This window comes from Streptoalloteichus tenebrarius (genome assembly GCF_024171885.1).
GTDB classification, from domain to species: Bacteria; Actinomycetota; Actinomycetes; order Mycobacteriales; family Pseudonocardiaceae; genus Streptoalloteichus; species Streptoalloteichus tenebrarius.
The window spans coordinates 1-17,124 of record NZ_JAMTCP010000070.1; the positions used below are offsets into that span (position 1 = coordinate 1).

Annotated in this window: 17 protein-coding genes and 2 tRNA genes; 16 read left to right on the forward strand and 3 right to left on the reverse strand. The window is 73.1% G+C overall.

Features of this window, described 5'->3' with window-relative positions; translation table 11 throughout:
- The coding region (locus LX15_RS30860; RefSeq protein ID WP_301304616.1) for a transposase at positions 1 to 326 on the forward strand (326 nt) is incomplete at its 5' end.
- Positions 327 to 347: 21 nt separating this feature from the next.
- Here LX15_RS30860 and LX15_RS30865 read toward each other — a convergent pair.
- On the reverse strand, positions 348 to 983 hold the full coding sequence (locus LX15_RS30865; protein ID WP_308213545.1) for a vitamin K epoxide reductase family protein: 636 nt from the start codon (positions 981 to 983) through the stop codon (positions 348 to 350).
- 338 nt (positions 984 to 1,321) lie between these two features.
- Here LX15_RS30865 and LX15_RS30870 point away from each other — a divergent pair, with 338 nt between their 5' ends.
- The 8 genes from LX15_RS30870 (at position 1,322) to LX15_RS30905 (ending at position 9,980) form a co-directional block, all read left to right on the forward strand.
- Positions 1,322 to 2,257, forward strand: a complete 936-nt coding sequence (locus LX15_RS30870) for an ABC transporter ATP-binding protein (protein ID WP_253674607.1) — start codon at positions 1,322 to 1,324, stop codon at positions 2,255 to 2,257.
- On the forward strand, positions 2,254 to 2,988 hold the full coding sequence (locus LX15_RS30875) for an ABC transporter permease (protein WP_253674610.1): 735 nt from the start codon (positions 2,254 to 2,256) through the stop codon (positions 2,986 to 2,988). The genes LX15_RS30870 and LX15_RS30875 overlap by 4 nt, the downstream gene beginning before the upstream one ends.
- Positions 2,989 to 3,009: 21 nt before the next feature.
- The gene (locus tag LX15_RS30880) at positions 3,010 to 4,149 is read left to right on the forward strand and encodes a sensor histidine kinase (protein WP_253674612.1); all 1,140 of its coding nucleotides are present in this window, start codon (positions 3,010 to 3,012) and stop codon (positions 4,147 to 4,149) included.
- Positions 4,146 to 4,760, forward strand: a complete 615-nt coding sequence (locus LX15_RS30885; RefSeq protein WP_308213546.1) for a response regulator transcription factor — start codon at positions 4,146 to 4,148, stop codon at positions 4,758 to 4,760. The genes LX15_RS30880 and LX15_RS30885 overlap by 4 nt, the downstream gene beginning before the upstream one ends.
- Before the next feature lie 220 nt (positions 4,761 to 4,980).
- Positions 4,981 to 5,643, forward strand: a complete 663-nt coding sequence (locus LX15_RS30890) for a YdcF family protein (RefSeq protein ID WP_372502826.1) — start codon at positions 4,981 to 4,983, stop codon at positions 5,641 to 5,643.
- Positions 5,644 to 5,908: 265 nt separating this feature from the next.
- Entirely contained in the window at positions 5,909 to 7,180 is a 1,272-nt protein-coding gene (locus tag LX15_RS30895; RefSeq protein WP_253674615.1) for a deoxyguanosinetriphosphate triphosphohydrolase, read from the forward strand.
- A 259-nt stretch (positions 7,181 to 7,439) separates the two neighbouring features.
- Positions 7,440 to 8,657 carry a serpin family protein gene (locus tag LX15_RS30900; protein WP_253674617.1) on the forward strand — a complete coding sequence of 406 codons (1,218 nt, stop codon included), beginning with the start codon at positions 7,440 to 7,442 and terminating at the stop codon, positions 8,655 to 8,657.
- Between the two features lie 726 nt (positions 8,658 to 9,383).
- Entirely contained in the window at positions 9,384 to 9,980 is a 597-nt protein-coding gene (locus LX15_RS30905; protein WP_253674619.1) for a carboxymuconolactone decarboxylase family protein, read from the forward strand.
- Here the strand turns inward: LX15_RS30905 and sigJ are convergent.
- Positions 9,961 to 10,890 (reverse strand): RNA polymerase sigma factor SigJ, encoded by a 930-nt coding sequence (gene sigJ, locus LX15_RS30910; RefSeq protein WP_253674621.1) that lies wholly within the window; start codon positions 10,888 to 10,890, stop codon positions 9,961 to 9,963. The genes LX15_RS30905 and sigJ overlap by 20 nt on opposite strands.
- Before the next feature lie 81 nt (positions 10,891 to 10,971).
- On the opposite strand from sigJ, the gene dnaG reads away from it, so the two are divergent.
- From dnaG to LX15_RS30925, 3 genes are all read left to right on the forward strand, one after another.
- A complete protein-coding gene (dnaG, locus tag LX15_RS30915; protein ID WP_253674623.1) occupies positions 10,972 to 12,882 on the forward strand; it encodes a DNA primase in 1,911 nt (636 codons plus the stop codon).
- The gene (locus tag LX15_RS30920) at positions 12,882 to 13,436 is read left to right on the forward strand and encodes a hypothetical protein (protein ID WP_253674625.1); all 555 of its coding nucleotides are present in this window, start codon (positions 12,882 to 12,884) and stop codon (positions 13,434 to 13,436) included. Before dnaG ends, LX15_RS30920 begins: the two co-directional genes overlap by 1 nt.
- 141 nt (positions 13,437 to 13,577) lie before the next feature.
- On the forward strand, positions 13,578 to 14,345 hold the full coding sequence (locus LX15_RS30925) for a trans-aconitate 2-methyltransferase (protein ID WP_253674626.1): 768 nt from the start codon (positions 13,578 to 13,580) through the stop codon (positions 14,343 to 14,345).
- Positions 14,346 to 14,446: 101 nt separating this feature from the next.
- On the opposite strand, the gene LX15_RS30930 is transcribed toward LX15_RS30925, so the two are convergent.
- A complete protein-coding gene (locus tag LX15_RS30930) occupies positions 14,447 to 14,710 on the reverse strand; it encodes a hypothetical protein (RefSeq protein ID WP_253674627.1) in 264 nt (87 codons plus the stop codon).
- Between the two features lie 163 nt (positions 14,711 to 14,873).
- Between LX15_RS30930 and LX15_RS30935 the strand changes: the two genes are divergently transcribed.
- From LX15_RS30935 to LX15_RS30950, 4 genes are all read left to right on the forward strand, one after another.
- A tRNA-Asn gene (locus tag LX15_RS30935) sits at positions 14,874 to 14,946 on the forward strand.
- Positions 14,947 to 14,997: 51 nt separating this feature from the next.
- Positions 14,998 to 15,075: transfer RNA gene (locus tag LX15_RS30940), tRNA-Ile, on the forward strand.
- Between the two features lie 463 nt (positions 15,076 to 15,538).
- Entirely contained in the window at positions 15,539 to 16,243 is a 705-nt protein-coding gene (locus LX15_RS30945) for a glycoside hydrolase family 75 protein (protein ID WP_301305554.1), read from the forward strand.
- Between the two features lie 229 nt (positions 16,244 to 16,472).
- A partial coding sequence (locus LX15_RS30950; RefSeq protein ID WP_253674628.1) for a glycoside hydrolase family 25 protein occupies positions 16,473 to 17,124 on the forward strand: 652 nt, incomplete at its 3' end.

Below are 17,124 nucleotides of genomic sequence, written 5' to 3' on the forward strand. Positions count from 1 at the left end.
GCCTGCTGATCATCGCCGACAAGGGCTACGTCTCCCGCGAACTCGACCACTTCCTCGCCGAGCGCGGGGTCCGGTTGATCCGACCGTCCTACCGCAACCGGACCCCGCATCCCGGCGAGCCGCTGCTCAAGGCCGTCCGCCAGCTGATCGAGTCGGTCAACGACACGTTGAAAGGCCAACTCGACCTGGAACAACACGGCGGGCGCACCATCGAGGGCGTCGGTGTTCGCATCGCCCAACGACTCCTGGCCTTAACGGCCGCCATCTGGCACAACCGCGCCACCGGCCAGCCCGTCACCCGCTCCCTGACCGCCTACGACCACTAACCCCAGTTACGCATTACTCGTCTAGCTCGGGGCGTTGATCCAGAACCGCTCCAGCACCACGAAGGCGATCAGCAGGTACCACAGGCCCAGGACCGCCCAGTGGAACCGCACCGGCACGGTGCCCACCTCGCGCACCGTGCGGGACCGGCTGGTGCCCACCACGTGCAGCAGCGTGTACCAGAAGATCGGGATGGTCACGGCCCACACGACCATGCAGTACGGGCACAGCGCGTTGATCTCGTAGACGCTCTGGACCATCAGCCAGTGCACGAACACCGTGCCGGCGGCGGAGCCGAGGAGCAGGCCGCCCCAGAACCAGCGCGGGAACCGCACCCCGGCGACCGCGGCCACGCCGATCGTGGTGACCACGGCGAACGCGGCGACCCCGATGAGCGGGTTGGGGAAGCCGAAGGCGGCGGCCTGCGGGCTCTGCATGACCGACCCGCAGCTCAGCACCGCGTTGATCGTGCAGGTGGGGATGTAGTTCGGGTTCTTCAGCAGCTCCAGCCGCTCCAGGGTCAGCACGAACGAGGCGACCCACCCCACCAGCCCGCCGACGGCCAGCACCCACGGCAGGACCCGGCTCGGCGCCGGCGTCAGCCCGTCGTCCTCCACGTCCCCGAGATCGGCCACGGCCGCGTCCTCCACGTTCGTCACGCCTCCATCCTCCTCTCGCCCCCGCCAAACCCCGGTGTGATGCCGTCTTCTTCCTTGCCTCTTCCTTGCCGCCCGGCGCGGGACGCGCGGCGAGGGGAACGCGGCGAGGGGAACGCGGCGCGGTGGGGCCGAAGCCTCCAGCCGTCCAGCCGTGACGGTGGAGCCCGACCAACCAGCATGACGGTCCAGCCACACAGTCCAGCCGCGACGGTCGAGCCCTGCCGGTGGGGCGGTCCGGCTTCGGCGACTGGGCCCTGACATGAGCCCTGACAGATGTCATGGCGACGTCGTGACGCCTGGCCTGCGCGGGGGCCGCCCGTTCCGGCGAGGGTTGGGGCATGAACCTGACCAGCGAGAAGACCGTCCCCGAGGAGGTCGCCAGCGGGGCCGCCGTGAGCCTGCGCGGGCTGCGCAAGCGGTTCGGCGAGCTGCGCGCCGTGGACGGCGTGGACCTCACCATCGCCCCCGGCGAGGTGGTCGCCCTGCTCGGCCCGAACGGGGCCGGCAAGTCCACCACCGTGGACATGCTGCTCGGCCTGACCCGCCCGGACGCCGGCGAGGTCAGCCTGTTCGGCCGCACGCCCCGCGAGGCGGTCCGGGAGGGCCTGGTCGGCGCGATGTTGCAGAACGCGGGGCTGCTCGGCGACGTGACCGTCGGCGACTCGGTCGCCATGATCGCCGCGCTGCACCGGCGGCCGCTGCCGGTGGCCGAGGCGCTGCGCCTCGCCGGCGTGGAGGACCTGGCGCGCCAGCGGTGCGCCGGGCTCTCCGGCGGCCAGCGGCAGCGGGTGCGGTTCGCCGTCGCCCTGGTGTCCAACCCGGACCTGCTCGTGTTGGACGAGCCCACGGTGGCCATGGACGTCGAGACCCGCCGGGCGTTCTGGGCCTCGATGCGTGACTACACCGCGACCGGTCGCACCGTGCTGTTCGCCACCCACTACCTGGAGGAGGCCGAGGACTTCGCGGACCGGGTCGTGCTCCTGCGCTCCGGGCGCGTCGTCGCGGACGGGACCGTGGCCCAGGTCAGGGCGGCGGCGTCCGGCCGCACGCTGCGTGCGATGGTCCCCGGGGCCACGCCCCCGGCGCTGGCCGCCCTGCCCGGCGTCTCCCAGGTGGACGTCCGGGGGGAGCGGGTCCACCTGCGCTGCGCCGACTCCGACACCGCGCTGCGGGCGCTGCTGACGCGGTTCCCGCAGGCGTTCGACATCGAGATCACCGCCGTCGGGCTGGAGGACGCGTTCCTCGCCCTGACCACCGAGGGGGACAACCGGTGAACGCCCGCTACCTGGCCCTGGAGGCCAAGCGCACACTCCGCAACGCCAAGTTCCTGGTCTTCACCATCGGTCTGCCCACGGTGCTGTTCCTGTTCTACGCGAACATGATGGGGGACGGGCGCACCGAGACCGGCGTCAGCGCCGCCGCCCTGATCCTGTGCAACATGGCCGCGTACGGCGGCATGTCGGCCGCCGTGATGTCCGGGGTCAGGGTGGCGTCCGAACGCGCGCTCGGCTGGCACCGCCAGCTCCGGCTGACGCCGCTGAGCGGCCAGGGGTACCTCGTGGTCAAGGGCGGTCTCGGCCTGCTCACCGCGGTGCCGGGGCTCGTGTTGATCTCCGTTGTGGCCGCGTTCGCCGCCGACGTCCACCTGTCGGCGGGGCAGTGGGCCCAACTGCTGGTGGGTGTCTGGCTCGCGTTGATCCCGTTCGCGCTGCTCGGCCTCTTCCTCGGCCACGTTGGCTCCGCCGAGAGCTCCCCCGTGATCAGCGGTGGCGTGTTGGTGCTGCTGGGCATGTTCGGCGGCCTGTTCATCCCCGCGCAGGCCATGCCGGGGTGGCTGGCCGGGGTGGCGAAGGCGCTGCCGACGTACTGGCTCAGCCGGGTCGGCCAGAGCGTCGTGGAGCAGGGCGTCGTCGGCGTCGAGGCGGTGCTCGTGCTGCTCGGCTGGACGGTCGTGCTGGGTCTGCTGGTGGCCCGCTGGTACGTGCGCGACAGCGCCCGCGCCTGAGCGGGACCTAGGGTGTTCGGCGTGTCAGACGAACCAGGGGGCGAGGCCGGCGCGGAGTGGAGGGCGCCACACGGAGCGCACACCCATCGGGTGCGGAGGAACTGGCTGCTCTACTCCGGCTTCTTCCTCCTCTACCTGTTGGAGCCGGTGCTCACGCTGCTCCAGGGTGACTACTCACCCGCGCACCGGGTCATCGGCATCGCCTTGGTGGCGCTCTACGCGGCCAGCTACCTGGTCGTCGTGTGGACGTGCTTCCGCGCCTCGCTCCGTCGTCGCCTCGTCGGGGCGGGCTGGATCCTGGCGGTCGGCACGACGGTCGGGTTGTTCCTCGGCCCCGACTCGTGGGGGCTGCTCACCTACGCGTTGGCCACGCTCGTCGTCCTCGTGCCCCACCCCTGGGGCCTGGTGGCCGCGGGGACGGCGGCGCTGGGCGCCTTCGCCGACACGTTCACCCTGCCCGACGGTCCGCGGCCGGAGACGCTGATCCAGCTCGGCACCCTGTCCCTGGCGATGGTCGCGATGAACAACATGGTCCAGCTCAACGCGCGGCTCAGGAGGGCGGGCGACGAGATCGCCCGGCTCGCCGCGGTCGAGGAGCGGGCCAGGGTCGCCAGGGACCTGCACGACGTGCTGGGCCACAGCCTGACCACGATCACCGTGAAGGCCGGGCTGGCCCGCCGGCTGCTGGAGACGGGGCCGACCGGCTCCGAGCGCGCGGTCGCCGAGGTCGGCGACCTGGAGCGGCTCGCCAGGCAGGCGATGACCGAGGTGCGCGCCACGGTCTCCGGCTACCGCGAGGCGTCGCTGCCGGCGGAGTTGGCCGGCGCCAGGGTCGCGTTGGACGCCGCCGGCATCCGCGCGGACCTTCCCCACGCGGTGGACGACGTGCCACCCCGGTACCAGGCGGTGTTCGCGTACGTGCTCAGGGAGGGAGTGACCAACGTGATCCGGCACAGCGGCGCCAGGACCTGCCGGGTGCGGCTCGGCCCGACCTGGCTGGAGGTGGCCGACGACGGGACAGGTCCCGGCGGGGGCGACCGCCGGAGCAGCGGCCTCGCCGGCCTGCGGGAACGGCTGGCGGCCGTCGGGGGAACCCTGGCCACCGGCCCCGCCCCCGGCGGCGGGTTCGTGCTCCGCGCGAGCGCGCCGGAGGCGGCGTGAGCGGGCGGATCACGGTCCTGCTCGCCGACGACCAGGCGTTGGTGCGGGGAGCGCTGGCGGCCATGCTGGGGCTGGAACCGGACATCGAGGTTGTGGCGCAGGTCGGCGCGGGGGACGAGGTGGTCGACGCCGCGCTGGCCGCCCGACCGGACGTGGCGCTGTTGGACGTGCAGATGCCGGGGATCGACGGGCTCGCCGCCGCGGCGCGGCTGCGGGACGCCCTGCCGAGCTGCAAGGTCGTCATCCTCACCACGTTCGGGCGTCCCGGCTACCTGGCCAGGGCGATGGCCGCCGGCGCGGCCGGGTTCGTGGTCAAGGACGCGCCACCGGAACAGCTCGTGGACGCGGTGCGCCGCGTGCACGCGGGCCTGCGCGTCGTCGACCCGGCGTTGGCGGCCGAGTCGCTGGCCAGCGGGGCCAGCCCGCTGACCGAACGCGAGCGGGAGGTGTTGCTGGCGGCTCGGGACGGCGGCACCGTGGGCGACATCGCCCGCCTGCTGCACCTGTCCGAGGGCACCGTGCGCAACCACCTCTCCGCCGTGATCGGCAAGACGGGCGCGCGGACCAGGGCGGAGGCGGCGCGGCTGGCCGAGGAGCGCGGGTGGCTGTGAGCGGCGGGAGGCCGGCGGGCGTTCACCGGGTCGGCCGGGGTCGCGTGGCTTCCCCGGCGCACGCGGTCGACCTGGTTCACACAGTTGATGTGGTTCGCGCGGTTGACCTGGTTCGCGTGGTCGACCTGGTTCGCGGGGCCGACCTGGTTCGCGGGGCCGACGGAATGCGCGGAGCCTTCTGAGGGGGCGGGCACACGCCCCGGAGATCGTGTCTGCCACCATGCGTGACGTGACCGGTACCGGCCCTTCCCGCCTGTCGACCGTGCGCCGACTGGTGCTGCGCGTGTTCTTCGGCGCCGCGTTGGTGGCGATGCTGGTCGTGGGGGGCACCGCGTTCCGCGTGTGGCAGGTGGCCCGCACCGAGGACCGGACCAAGGCCGACATCATCATGGTGCTCGGCGCGGCGCAGTACAACGGCCGGCCCACCCCGGTGCTGGAGGCCCGGCTGGAGCACGCCCGCGCGCTGTACCGGCAGGGGGTCGCCCAGCAGATCGTGACCGTGGGCGGCGGATTGCCGGGGGACAACTTCACCGAGGGCGAGGCCGGCCGGCGGTGGCTGATCGACCACGACGTGCCGGCGGCGAACGTCACCGCCGTCGGCGAGGGCGGCGACACCCTCGGCAGCATGAAGGCGGTCGCCGCGGTCGCGCGGGACCGCGGCTGGCGGACGGCGGTGATCGTCAGCGACCCGTGGCACTCGCTGCGGGCGCGCACGATGGCGCGGGACGCGGGCCTGGACTCGTGGACCTCGCCGACCCGGCACGGCCCGATCGTGCAGACCAGGGAGACGCAGGGCCGCTACATCGTCCGGGAGACGGGCGCCCTGCTCTACTACCGGCTGACCCACGCCCCGGCCGGCGACAACAGCACCAGCCTCGACTGAGGCCCTCAGGACAGCCCCCACCCGCCCTGGGGGGCGAGCCCCGCTCCAGCCTATCGGTCCCCGCCCCGCCGCCCCACCCCTCGGCGCGAGCCTGTGGACAACCCCGCCCAGGCCCGCACCCGCGCGGTAGCCCAGTAGGGCGATGTGGACAACTCGCCGCTGCGCCACCTCACCCGGTTGGGCACCACCGCGATCGTCGGGTATAGGCGACACGGCCCCGGCCCGCGCCGCACCGCGCCCGGCCAGGGCACCTACTCTCGTCCGGGTGAGGCCCGGCTACTCCGACCACGACGCGGCGCGGCTGCTGACCGAGCCACCCAAGCGCGGCGCCCCGCCCGACGCGCTGACCGAGCGGCGCGGCCCGTTCGCCAGGGACAGGGCCCGCGTGCTGCACTGCGCGGCGCTGCGCCGGCTCGCGGGCAAGACCCAGGTCGTCGGCCCCGGCGAGGGCGACGTGCCCCGCACCCGGCTCACCCACTCGCTGGAGGTCGCCCAGATCGGCAGGGGCATCGGCGAGGAGCTGGGCTGCGACCCCGACGTGGTTGACACCGCTGGGTTGGCCCACGACATCGGCCACCCGCCCTTCGGCCACAACGGCGAGCGGGCCCTGAACGAGATCGCCCGCCCGTGCGGCGGGTTCGAGGGCAACGCGCAGACCCTGCGCATCCTCACCCGACTGGAGCCGAAGGTGCTCGGCCCCGACGGCGTCAGCTTCGGCCTCAACCTGACCCGCGCCTCGCTGGACGCGGCCACCAAGTACCCGTGGCCCCGCCGCGACGGCCAGGCGAAGTACGGCGTCTACGCCGACGACCTGCCCGTCTTCACCTGGCTGCGCGAGGGCGCGCCCGGGGAGCGGCGGTGCCTGGAGGCCCAGATCATGGACTGGGCCGACGACGTCGCCTACTCCGTGCACGACGTCGAGGACGGCGTGCTCGCCGGCCGCATCTCGCTGCGCGCGCTGACCTCGCGGACCGAGCGGGAGGCGATCGCGGAGCTGGCCGCCGCCCACTTCAGCGCCGAGCCCGTCGCCGCGTTGGCCGAGGCCGCCGCCGAGCTGCTGGCGCTGCCGGCGGTCGCCGACCTCGTCGCCCACGACCACGACGGGTCGTTCGCCGCGCAGGTCGCGCTGAAGCGGCTCACCAGCGAGCTGGTCGGCCGGTTCGCGGCCGCCGCCGTCACCGGGACCCGACGGCGGTACGGCGACGGTCCGCTCCACCGCTACACGGCCGACCTCGTCGTCCTGCCGCGCGTCGCGGCCGAGGTGGCGGTGCTCAAGGCGATGGCCCTGCGTTACGTGATGAGCGATCCGCGCCGCCTCGCGATGCAACGCGAGCAGCGCGAGCTGCTGACCGAGCTGGTCGTGCTGCTGGCCGAGCGCGCGCCGGACGGGCTCGACCCCCTGTTCCGCCCGGCGTGGCAGGCGGCGGCGTCCGACGCGGACCGGCTGCGCGTGGTGGTCGACCAGGTCGCGTTGCTCACGGACGCGCAGGCCCACGCCTGGCACGCCCGGTTGACCAACGGCGTCCGCCAGGGGTGAACACCGGCCGCGCCGGGTGTGACCGCTGGCACACTCGGGTCCATGGGGATTCGGGCATGGGTGCGGAGATTACGGCGGAAGCGCGTCCCGGCCGGGGTGGCGGGCCGGCAGGGTCGACGCGGCGGCGAGCCCGAGGGCGGCACCGGCGTGCGGGAGCCACACCGACCTCGCCCGCACGGTCCTCTCTCCGGCGCCGGCGCGCTGGTTCCTCCGCCACCGTCCCGCACGGTGACGTTGCCGGACGCGCGCGTGGAGCCGCATGACCGGTGACGGTGTCCTCAGTGAGCACCTGGCGTTCGCGCTCGCGGCGCACCGCGCGCTGAGCCCCGACACGACCCGTGGTGGTTGTCTGTCGCCGCTGTCGGTGGCGAGCGCGCTCGGGCTGCTCGCCGTCGGCGCCCGCGCGGGGACCAGGGACGAACTGCTCACGGCGCTCACCGGCCGTCCTGACGGGGATCTGGCCGCGCACACCCGTCTGCTCGGCGAGGCCTCCGCCCTGACCGACGCCACGGCCCTGACCGCCGCCACGGCGCCGACCGAGGGCACCGCGCCGACCGAGGGCACCGCGCCGGCGGAGGGCTTCGCCGACGACGCGCCGACGCTGGCGGTGTCGAACACGTTGTGGGTCGATGACCGAGTTCGGATCGCACCGGACTTCGTCCACGCGATGCGGCGTTGGCCCGCTGGTGAGGTCCGCTCCCTGCCCTTCCGCCCCGACCAGGAGCACGCCCGCCGCGTGATCAACGAGGACGTCGCCCGCGCCACCCGGGGCCTGATCCCGGACCTGCTGCCGCCAGGAGCCGTCCGGCCCGACACGCTCGCGGCGCTGGTCACGGCGTTGTACCTCCGCGCGGGCTGGCGGCACGCCTTCGCGGAGCGGGACACCTCGCCCCAGCCGTTCCACACCCCGAGCGGGCCGCACGAGGTGCCGACGATGCGGAGCACCGGCCGGCGGGGCCATGCCGCCCGCGACGGCTGGATGCTCGTCCGACTGCCCACCGACGGCGGCGTGGACGTCGACGTCCTCCTGCCGGACGACACCGCACCCGGCGCGCTCGCCGAGGCCGAGGCCCGACTCGACACCCGCCGCCTCCGCGCGCTCCTCGCCGAGGTCGCTCCCCGTGAGGTGGAACTCCACCTCCCCGTCACCAGGGTCGGCGCGACGTTCCGACTGGACGGCGCGCTCACGGCGCTCGGCGTCCGCACCGCCTTCGGCGACGCGGCCGACCTGTCGGGCATCAGCGTCGACCCGCCGCTGCGGGTGGGGACCGCCGTACACGAGGCCGTGCTCCGCCTCGACGAACGAGGCCTGGAGGGCGCCGCCGCCACGGCTGTGACCTTCGTCCCGTTGATGGCGGTGGTGGAGCGCGAGGAGCCGCTCGTGGTGCGGGTGGACCGCCCGTTCCTCCTGCTCGTCCGGCACCGGGCGACCGGCGTGGTGCTGTTCCTGGCGAGGGTGACCGACCCGCGCGGCTAGGTGTGCCCTCAAAGCTGGTGTGGCTGATCTGGTGTGTTCCCGGGGCGCGCTCCGTAGGGCACGGGTTGACTGGCGAGCAGCGGCAGGCGATCGAACCGCTGTTGCCCGCCTCCGGCGCGAAGGAACGCCCACGGGTGGACGAGGCATCCGTGTGATCATCGGGACGCTATTCAGGGCGAAGGCGGGTGTGGCATGGCGTGACCCGCCGGAACGGCGTAGGCCCTGGAAGAAGTGTCGACAACCGGTTCTGGCGCTGGTCACGCACAGGTACCCAGACTCTGGCGATTCGGGTGCGGGTGGTCGCGGAGGTGATCAACGAACGCGACCGGGATGTCCCGGCCGACTCCAGCATCGTGCGGGCCCACCAGCACACCGCCGCCGCCCGCCGTACCTCCGCGTCCCCACCACCAGGGGGAGAGAGGATTGAGCGGCGGGCACCGTGAGCCATGCGATCACACCATCGGCCGCTCCGGCGGCTTTCGACTCCGCCGCCCACCCACGCCGCACCGTGGTCGAACATCGCTTCAACCGGCTCCAGCAGTTCCGCGCTATCGCCACCCGCCACGACAAGACCGCCATCTCCTGGCGAGGGTGACCGACCCGAGCGGCTAGGGCGAGCGGTGCGAACGGGGCCGCGCGACCACCCGCTGTCACATCCGCCGGGGCTGTCCCGTCCTCCTGGCGGACGGCCCGCAGGGGGCGGGCCGGTGTCACCAGGAGGGCACGATGCCGCGTATCCCCGGAGTCCCCACCCGTCAGGCCGGCTGGCTGACCCGGCTCGTCTACCGGATCACCCGACAGCGCTTCGGCGCCGTCCCCGAGCCGCTGACGGTGTTCGCGCACCACAGGGGCGTCCTGATCAACGGCGTCCTGCTGGAGATGGGCACCGAGATCGGCGTCCGCCACCTGCCGGTCAACCTGCGCGAGCTGGCCGTCTACCGGGTGTCGGTGAACCTGGGCTGCTCGTGGTGCGTCGACTTCGGCACCATGCTCCAGCGGCACCACGGGTTGGACGTCGACCGGCTCAGGGAGATCGACGACTACCGGACGTCGGAGAAGTACACCGACGTCGAGAGGCTGGTCCTGGCCTATGCCGACGCCATGACGGACACCCCGGTGAGCGCGACCGACGAACAGGTCGCGGAGCTGGAGCGGCGGCTGGGCCGCAAGGGGCTCGTCGAGCTGACCTACCTGTGCGCCCTGGAGAACTTCCGCACCAGGATGAACAGCGCGCTCGACCTCACCGACCAGGGCTTCACCTCCGGTGACGCCTGCCGGGTCCCTGTGCCGGCCGACCGGCCGGTCACCAGGGCACGCGGGTGAGCTTGTCCGGGTTCGCCACGTCGAAGACCGCGGCCAGCCGACCGTCCCGCACCGCGAAGGTGAGGACCCGGCGGGCCGCGGTCTCCCGCCCGCCGGCGTCCACGATCGGCGGGACCACCACGCCGAAGTCGCCGTTGACCAGCACCGGGCGGGCGTTGGCGAAACCCGCGATCCCGTAGTACTTCTCCCACAACCCGAACACGAAGCGCGCGACCTTCTCCGCGCCGGCGACCGCGCGCAGGGTGGTGCGGACCCGGCCGCCGCCGTCGCCCATGACGACCACGTCGGGGTGCAGCAGCCGCACCACCGCGGGCACGTCGCCGTGGGACAGCGCGGTGAGGAACGACTCGACGACCTGCTGCTGCTCGGCCAGGGCGGCCCTGGGCGGCGGGTCGCCCTCGGCCACGGCCCTGCGCCCCCGGGAGGCGTGCTGGCGGGCCGTGGCCACCGAGCAGCCCAGCACCTCGGCGATCTCCGCGAACGGCAGCCCGAGCCCGTCGTGCAGCACGAACGCCACCCGCTGCTCGGGGGAGAGCCGGTGCAGCACGGCCAGCGCCGCCATGCGCACGCCGTCGTCGCGGACCACGACGTCCAGCGGGTCCTCTCCCTGAGTGCCCGCGATCGGCGTCACCAGGGGTTCGGGCAGCCACGGCCCGACGTAGCGCTCCCGCCTCGCCGCGGCCGAGCGCAGCCGGTCCAGGCAGATCCGGCCGACCACCGTGGTCAGCCACGCCCGCAGGTCCTCGATGCCGGCCAGGGCCGCCTCGTCCAGCCGCGACAACCGCAGCCACGCCTCCTGCACCGCGTCCTCGGCGTCGGCCAGCAGCCCGGTCAGCCGGTAGGCCACGCCCAGCAGGTGCGCCCGGTGCTCGGTGAACCGGTGGGCGAGGAGATCGTCGGGGGCGGGCATGGCGACAGCAAAGCACACGCCCGCGACCGGCGACGACGGTGAGCGCGAGGGCCGGACCGGCGGGTCACTAGACTCGGGCCCGTGGCAGGGAGGATCCGGGAGAGCGACATCGCCGCGGTACGGGAGCGGAACCGGATCGACGAGGTGGTGGGGGAGTACGTCGCCCTGCGTCGGGCGGGCGGCGGCGCGCTGAAGGGGCTGTGCCCCTTCCACGACGAGAAGACCCCGTCGTTCAACGTGCGGCCCAGCCACGGCACGTTCCACTGCTTCGGCTGCGGCGAGGGCGGCGACGTCATCGCGTTCGTGATGAAGATGGAGCACCTGGAGTTCCGGGAGGCCGTCGAACGCCTCGCGGAGCAGGCGGGCATCCAGCTCACCTACGAGGGCGGCGGCCCGAGCGTGCAGCGGGATCGGGGCACGCGTACGCGCCTGCTGGAGGCGTTGCGCGCGGCGGCCGAGTTCTACGCCGAGCAGCTCCGCGCGCCGGAGGCGCTGCCCGCCAGGGAGTTCCTCGCGCAGCGGGGCTTCGACGAGGCGGCGGCCGCGGCCTTCGGCTGCGGGTTCGCCCCCTCGGGCTGGGACCGGTTGACCAAGTACCTGCTCGGGCGGGGCTTCGAGTTCGCCGAGCTGGAGCGGGCCGGGCTGTCCCGGTCGGGCCGCCAGGGGCCGATCGACCGGTTCCACCGCCGCCTGCTGTGGCCGATCAGGGACCTCGGCGGCGACGTCGTCGGGTTCGGGGCCCGGCGGATCTTCCCCGACGACCCCATCGAGGCCAAGTACGTCAACACGCCCGAGACCCCGGTCTACAAGAAGTCGCAGGTGCTGTTCGGCCTCGACCGGGCCAAGCGGGAGATCGCCCGACGCCGGCAGGCGGTGGTCGTCGAGGGCTACACCGACGTGATGGCGATGCACCTGGCCGGCGTGCCCACGGCGGTGGCCTCCTGCGGCACCGCCTTCGGCGACGAGCACGTGGTGCTGCTGCGCCGCCTGTTGATGGACGACGACGCCCTGCGCGGCGAGGTGATCTTCACCTTCGACGGCGACGCCGCAGGGCAGAAGGCGGCCATGAAGGCGTTCGAGGGGGAGCAGGAGTTCGCGGCGCAGACCTACGTGGCGGTCGCCCCGGACGGGATGGACCCCTGCGAGCTGCGGCAGAACCGGGGCGACGCCGCCGTGCAGGACCTGGTGGCCCGCAGGCAGCCGCTGTTCGAGTTCGCCATCCGCAGCCTGCTCCAGGACTACGACCTGGACTCGGTCGACGGGCAGGTGGCCGCGCTCAAGCGCACCGTGCCGCTGGTGGCCCAGATCAAGGACCGGGCGCGCAGGGACGGCTACGCCACCAAGCTCGCCTACTGGGTGGGCTGGCCCGACGAGGCGACCGTGGTGCGCCGGGTGCGCGAGGAGGCGGGCGCGCCGACCGGCGCCCCCGCGCGGCGGCCCCGTCGCGCCGCCCCGGTCGACCCGAACCAGGGCGCGTTGGCGGTGGAGGTGGACGGGCCGCCCCGGCCCGACGCCAGGGATCCCAGGCTGCGGGTGGAGCGGGAGGCGCTGAAGGTCGCGTTGCAGCTCCCTGGCCTGGCCGGGCCGCAGTACGACGCGATCCCGGAGGAGGCGTTCACCCAGCCCGCCTACCAGGAGCTGCACCGCGCGGTGCTGGCGGCGGGCGGCGCCTCCGCCGGCCTGGCGGGCCCGTCGTTCGTCGACGCGGTCGGCCAGCACTGCGAGCACCAGGTGGTGCGCTCGTTGCTGACCGAGCTGGCCGTGGAGCCGTTGCAGGTCAAGTCGGAGGAGGACATCCGGTACGTCTCCGGTGTCCTCGCCGGGTTGCAGGCCGGCATGGTGGCGCGGCAGATCGCGGAGATCAAGTCGCGGTTGCAGCGGTTGTCGCCGCTGGAGCACGCCGAGGAGTACCACGCCCAGTTCGGCGACCTGGTGGCCCTGGAGGGCTACCACAAGGTCCTGCGCGAGCAGGCGATGGGCGGGATGGACTGATGGGGCCGCTGCGCCGGTTGCTGGCCCGGTTGTCGGGGACGTGGCAGCTCCCCGAGGGCTTCCCCGGCGCGTTGGCCGAGGACGAGAACGTGCTCGCCGTGGCGGAGGTCCGGGGCGGCGGGCACCTCGTGGCGACCACGCTCGGGCTGTGGCTGCCGGAGGGCGGGACGGTCCGGCGCGTGGGGTGGCACCTGGTCAGCAAGGCGACCTGGGGCGGCGGCGCGCTGGCGGTCGTCGAGGCGGACGAGGTCGAGGAGCTGGGCGAGGCGGGGGACGCGGTGCTGCTGGCCGACCGCCCCGCCCGGCGGTTCGCGTTGCCCGACCCCGGCCGGGTGCCGGAGGTCGTGCACGCCAGGGTGACCGGTTCGATCCGGTCGCGGCACCGGCAGGAGCTGCCCGGCGGCGGCGCGTGGTTCGTGCAGCGCCGGGTGCCGGGGCGGGACGGCGTGGTGCTCCAGGTGCGCCCCGACCCGGGAGCGGATCGGGTGGTCGTCGTCTCGACCGCCGCCGAGGTGGCGGAGCGGCTCCGCCAACTGCGTGAATTCGGCCCCTGAGGACCTACCGCGCGCCTACGTACGACATCAGGGGACTGTCGGTCGCCGCCGACCCCTGGTGTGATGTGCCTTGATCGACAACGTTCGCTTCCCATACCGTACGTACGTACTTTTATTCGAGGCGCCTGGGGAGGCAACTCCATGTGGGATCCCGACGTCTATCTCACCTTCGCCGACTATCGCGGCCGCCCGTTCCACGACCTGCTCGCCCGGGTCGCGGCCAAGGACCCCCGCCGCGTGGTCGACCTCGGCTGCGGCGCGGGCAACCTGACCAGACTGTTGAACGAGCGGTTCCCGTCGGCGGTGGTGGAGGCGTTCGACTCCTCTCCGGAGATGGTGGCCAAGGCCCGCACCCTCGGCGTGGACGCCCGCGTGGCCGACGTCCGCGACTGGACGCCCGAGCCCGACACGGACGTCGTGATCACCAGCGCCGTGCTCCAGTGGGTGCCCCAGCACCCCGAGCTGATCCGCCGGTGGGTGGCGGCCCTGCCCAGCGGCGCCTGGTTCGCGATGCAGGTCCCCGGCAACTTCCGCGCGCCGTCGCACAACGCCATCGTGCGGCTCGCGGACACGCCGGAGTGGCGCGCCGAGCTGGAGGGGCTGTACCTGCTTCGCACCGACGCCGTGCTTGAGCCAACCGGGTACGCCCAGCTCTTCCAGGAGTCGGGCTGCGAGGTCGACGCGTGGGAGACCACCTACGTGCACCAGCTCTCGGGCGAGGACCCCGTCCTGCGCTGGGTCTCCGGCACGGCCCTGCGGCCGGTGCGGGCCCGGCTCGGGGAGGGGGAGCGCTGGGAGCGGTTCCTCGCCGAGCTGGCTCCGGTGTTGCGCGAGGCCTACCCGAGGCAGGCCGACGGGAGCACCTGGGTGCCCTTCCGGCGCGTCTTCGCGGTCGCCCACAAGCGCTGACCCGGGACGACGACACGACGACGGCAGGACGACGGCAGGACGACGGCGTGGCCCGCCCCACATGTGGGACGGGCCACGCCGTCGTCGTCTTCGTGGGCCCGCTACGGCCGGTCCACCCCCGTGAGGTGCTCCACCGGCGGGTTCTGGGCGGACCGCGGGGTCGGCGGCTGGCGCCGGGGAGCCGCTCCCGGGTGCCGTCCCGTTGTGATCTCACTCACCTTCGCTCGAACGATGCCGGCCAAACCCTGGACGGTGGGGTGGTCGACGAACCGGCGGTAGGTGCTCACGATCTGCTCGTAACGCTCCCGTCCGGCTCGGGCGCCAAGCACGTAACCTGCGGCAACGCCGAGCAGGAACCCCTTCATGGCGATACTCCTCGGGCGGTCTGGAGGACTTGCTCCGGTCTGGTCGCTTCCCGTTCATGGTCCCGCAGCCGGCCCCGCCCCGCAGGGGGGTGTGCGGAGCACCCTTCGGCATGCGCTAGAGTTACGTCCTGTCGGGCGGCGCTCGGCGAAAACCGAAGAACGGTCCTCCGTAGCTCAATTGGCAGAGCATTCGGCTGTTAACCGAAGGGTTGTTGGTTCGAGTCCAACCGGAGGAGCGCGTGAGGCGGTGGGGCCGGTCCGGTGGACCGGCCCCACCGCGTTGTTGCGGGGCAGTAGCTCAGATGGTCAGAGCAGCGGACTCATAATCCGTCAGGTCGTGGGTTCAAGTCCCACCTGCCCCACCAGCACGTCACGACACACGGTCGCGGAAGGCGGCCGCGCCGGCCCGCCGTCCGGTGCCGACGCCCTCGGCGCGTTCGAGGCCTCCGTCTCACACCACCTGCTCCGCGCTTTTCGATCGCGGCCTTTCCCGACCTCGCGCCCCCCGTTTCTCTGGTTCCGCCCGGCGTGCTCGCGTGCGCCGTTTCGGCGGCGGCCGAAGGGCTCCTGGGCGAAACGCGCCCCGTGCCCGGAGTCGCCGATCTCGTCCGATCCCCGGGGAAGACCGTTGTGCGGTGGGGGAAGGCGTCGGAACGGCCGCCGCGCGCCCTGCTGATCGTCATGGGTCTTTTCCCGACGGGGTAAGGGAAAGTGCCCGATCGGGCAGTCCGCTTCGAAAATCCTTCGTCGTCGTTGACCTCGGCGGCGGCGACGGAGCACCGTCCCCGGCCGGGAGGACGTTCTCCCCTGGCTACGCGGAGGTTGCGAATGCGCGTGCGTTCCGTACTCGTGTCCGGACTGGTGGGACTGTCGGCCCTGGTCCTGTCCACGGCGCCGGCGACGGCGAGCGAACCGGCGGCGGACGGGCGGGCCGGGGTGGCCGCGGACGGCCCCACGGCCAAGGAGCTGTTGGCCAAGGTCACGAACTGCAAGCAGATCTCCCAGGGCAAGTACGCCAGGGACGCCGGGGGCTCGTCCACCGTCCCCGTCTGCGGCGCCAAGGGCGCGGTGTTCTGGAAGGCCGACATGGACATCGACTGTGACGGCCAGGTCACCAAGGAGTGCAACAAGAAGACCGACCCCGCGTTCCAGCCCGAGACCGCCTGCGAGCAGTCCAACGGCAAGCCCCTGATCGCCAGCAAGCTGCCCTACATCGTCGTGCCCAACGTCAGCAGCCGGTGGGACTACAAGAAGAGCAAGATCGGCTGCGGGACCGTGGGCGCCGTGATCTACAAGGACAAGGTCGTCTACGGCGTCGTCGGCGACGTCGGCCCGAAGGAGATCATCGGCGAGGCGTCCTACGCGATGGCCAAGAAGCTGGGCATCGACCCCGACCCGAGCACCGGCGGCGTGGACTCGGGGGTGACCTACATCCTCTTCAACGAGGGAGGGAAGGCCAAGCCCATCGAGAACCCCGGTGTGGCCGACTCCCTCGGCAGGGAACTCGCGCGGAAGTTCGTCGCCGCGAACTGAGCCCGCGGCACGAAACATCCAATGTGGACAGACGGGGGGGCGGTGCGCCGGCCCCCCGTTCTTCGTGTGACGGCAACCTTCCTGTCGCCTCGGTGTGGTCGGCTGTCCGTGCGACACGACTGCGCCGTCTGACGGAAATCCCGACGTCGCGAGGAGGCGTCGCGGGCGGACGGGTGCAGACTCGCGGCACGCGTCCGGGCAACCGACGTCACAGGGGGAGGTGGGGCCCTTGACCACTGGTGTGGATGTGGCCTCGTGGCAGGGGGAACCGAACTGGGGTGCGGTGCGTGGCGCCGGCGTGGAGTTCGCCTACGTGAAGTTGACCGAGGGCACCGGCTACCTGAACCCCAACCGGGACTCGCAGTTCCGCGGCGCGCGCGCCGCCGGTCTGGTGGTCGGGGCGTACCACTTCGCCCGGCCGGACAACGGCAACTCGCCGCAGGCCGAGGCCGACTACTTCGTCGGCGAGGTGCTGCGGTTGGGGGCGCACGGGGACGGCCTGCTGCCGCCGTGCCTGGACATCGAGGTGGCCGCCGGGGACGTGGCCGGCTGGTGCACTTCGTTCGTGGCCCGGCTGCGGCAGCGGCTGGGCCGGCACCCGGTGATCGTGTACGCCTCGACGTCGTTCATCAACGCCCACCTCAGCGAGGGGTGGGCCAACGCCAACGACATCCGCTGGTGGGTGGCGCACTACGACCGCGCCCCCGGGGAACCCGGGCACCGGACCCCGAGGGTGGTCATCCACCAGTACACCCGGACCGGTCGGGTGAACGGGATCGCCGGCGACGTGGACATGAACCTCGCGATGCGACCGCTGCACGACATCACGGGCTCGGAGGGTGATGTGAGTTACGAGGACGCCTACAACGCCATCCGCGACT

Coding starts and splice junctions, on each gene's coding strand:
- LX15_RS30870 (WP_253674607.1), top strand. CDS start 1,322: ATGAACCTGACCAGCGAGAAGACCGTCCCCGAGGAGGTCGCCAGCGGG.
- LX15_RS30890 (WP_372502826.1), top strand. CDS start 4,981: ATGCGTGACGTGACCGGTACCGGCCCTTCCCGCCTGTCGACCGTGCGC.
- LX15_RS30900 (WP_253674617.1), top strand. CDS start 7,440: ATGACCGGTGACGGTGTCCTCAGTGAGCACCTGGCGTTCGCGCTCGCG.
- LX15_RS30905 (WP_253674619.1), top strand. CDS start 9,384: ATGCCGCGTATCCCCGGAGTCCCCACCCGTCAGGCCGGCTGGCTGACC.
- sigJ (WP_253674621.1), bottom strand. CDS start 10,890: ATGCCCGCCCCCGACGATCTCCTCGCCCACCGGTTCACCGAGCACCGG.
- LX15_RS30920 (WP_253674625.1), top strand. CDS start 12,882: ATGGGGCCGCTGCGCCGGTTGCTGGCCCGGTTGTCGGGGACGTGGCAG.
- LX15_RS30925 (WP_253674626.1), top strand. CDS start 13,578: ATGTGGGATCCCGACGTCTATCTCACCTTCGCCGACTATCGCGGCCGC.
- LX15_RS30930 (WP_253674627.1), bottom strand. CDS start 14,710: ATGAAGGGGTTCCTGCTCGGCGTTGCCGCAGGTTACGTGCTTGGCGCC.
- LX15_RS30945 (WP_301305554.1), top strand. CDS start 15,539: ATGCGCGTGCGTTCCGTACTCGTGTCCGGACTGGTGGGACTGTCGGCC.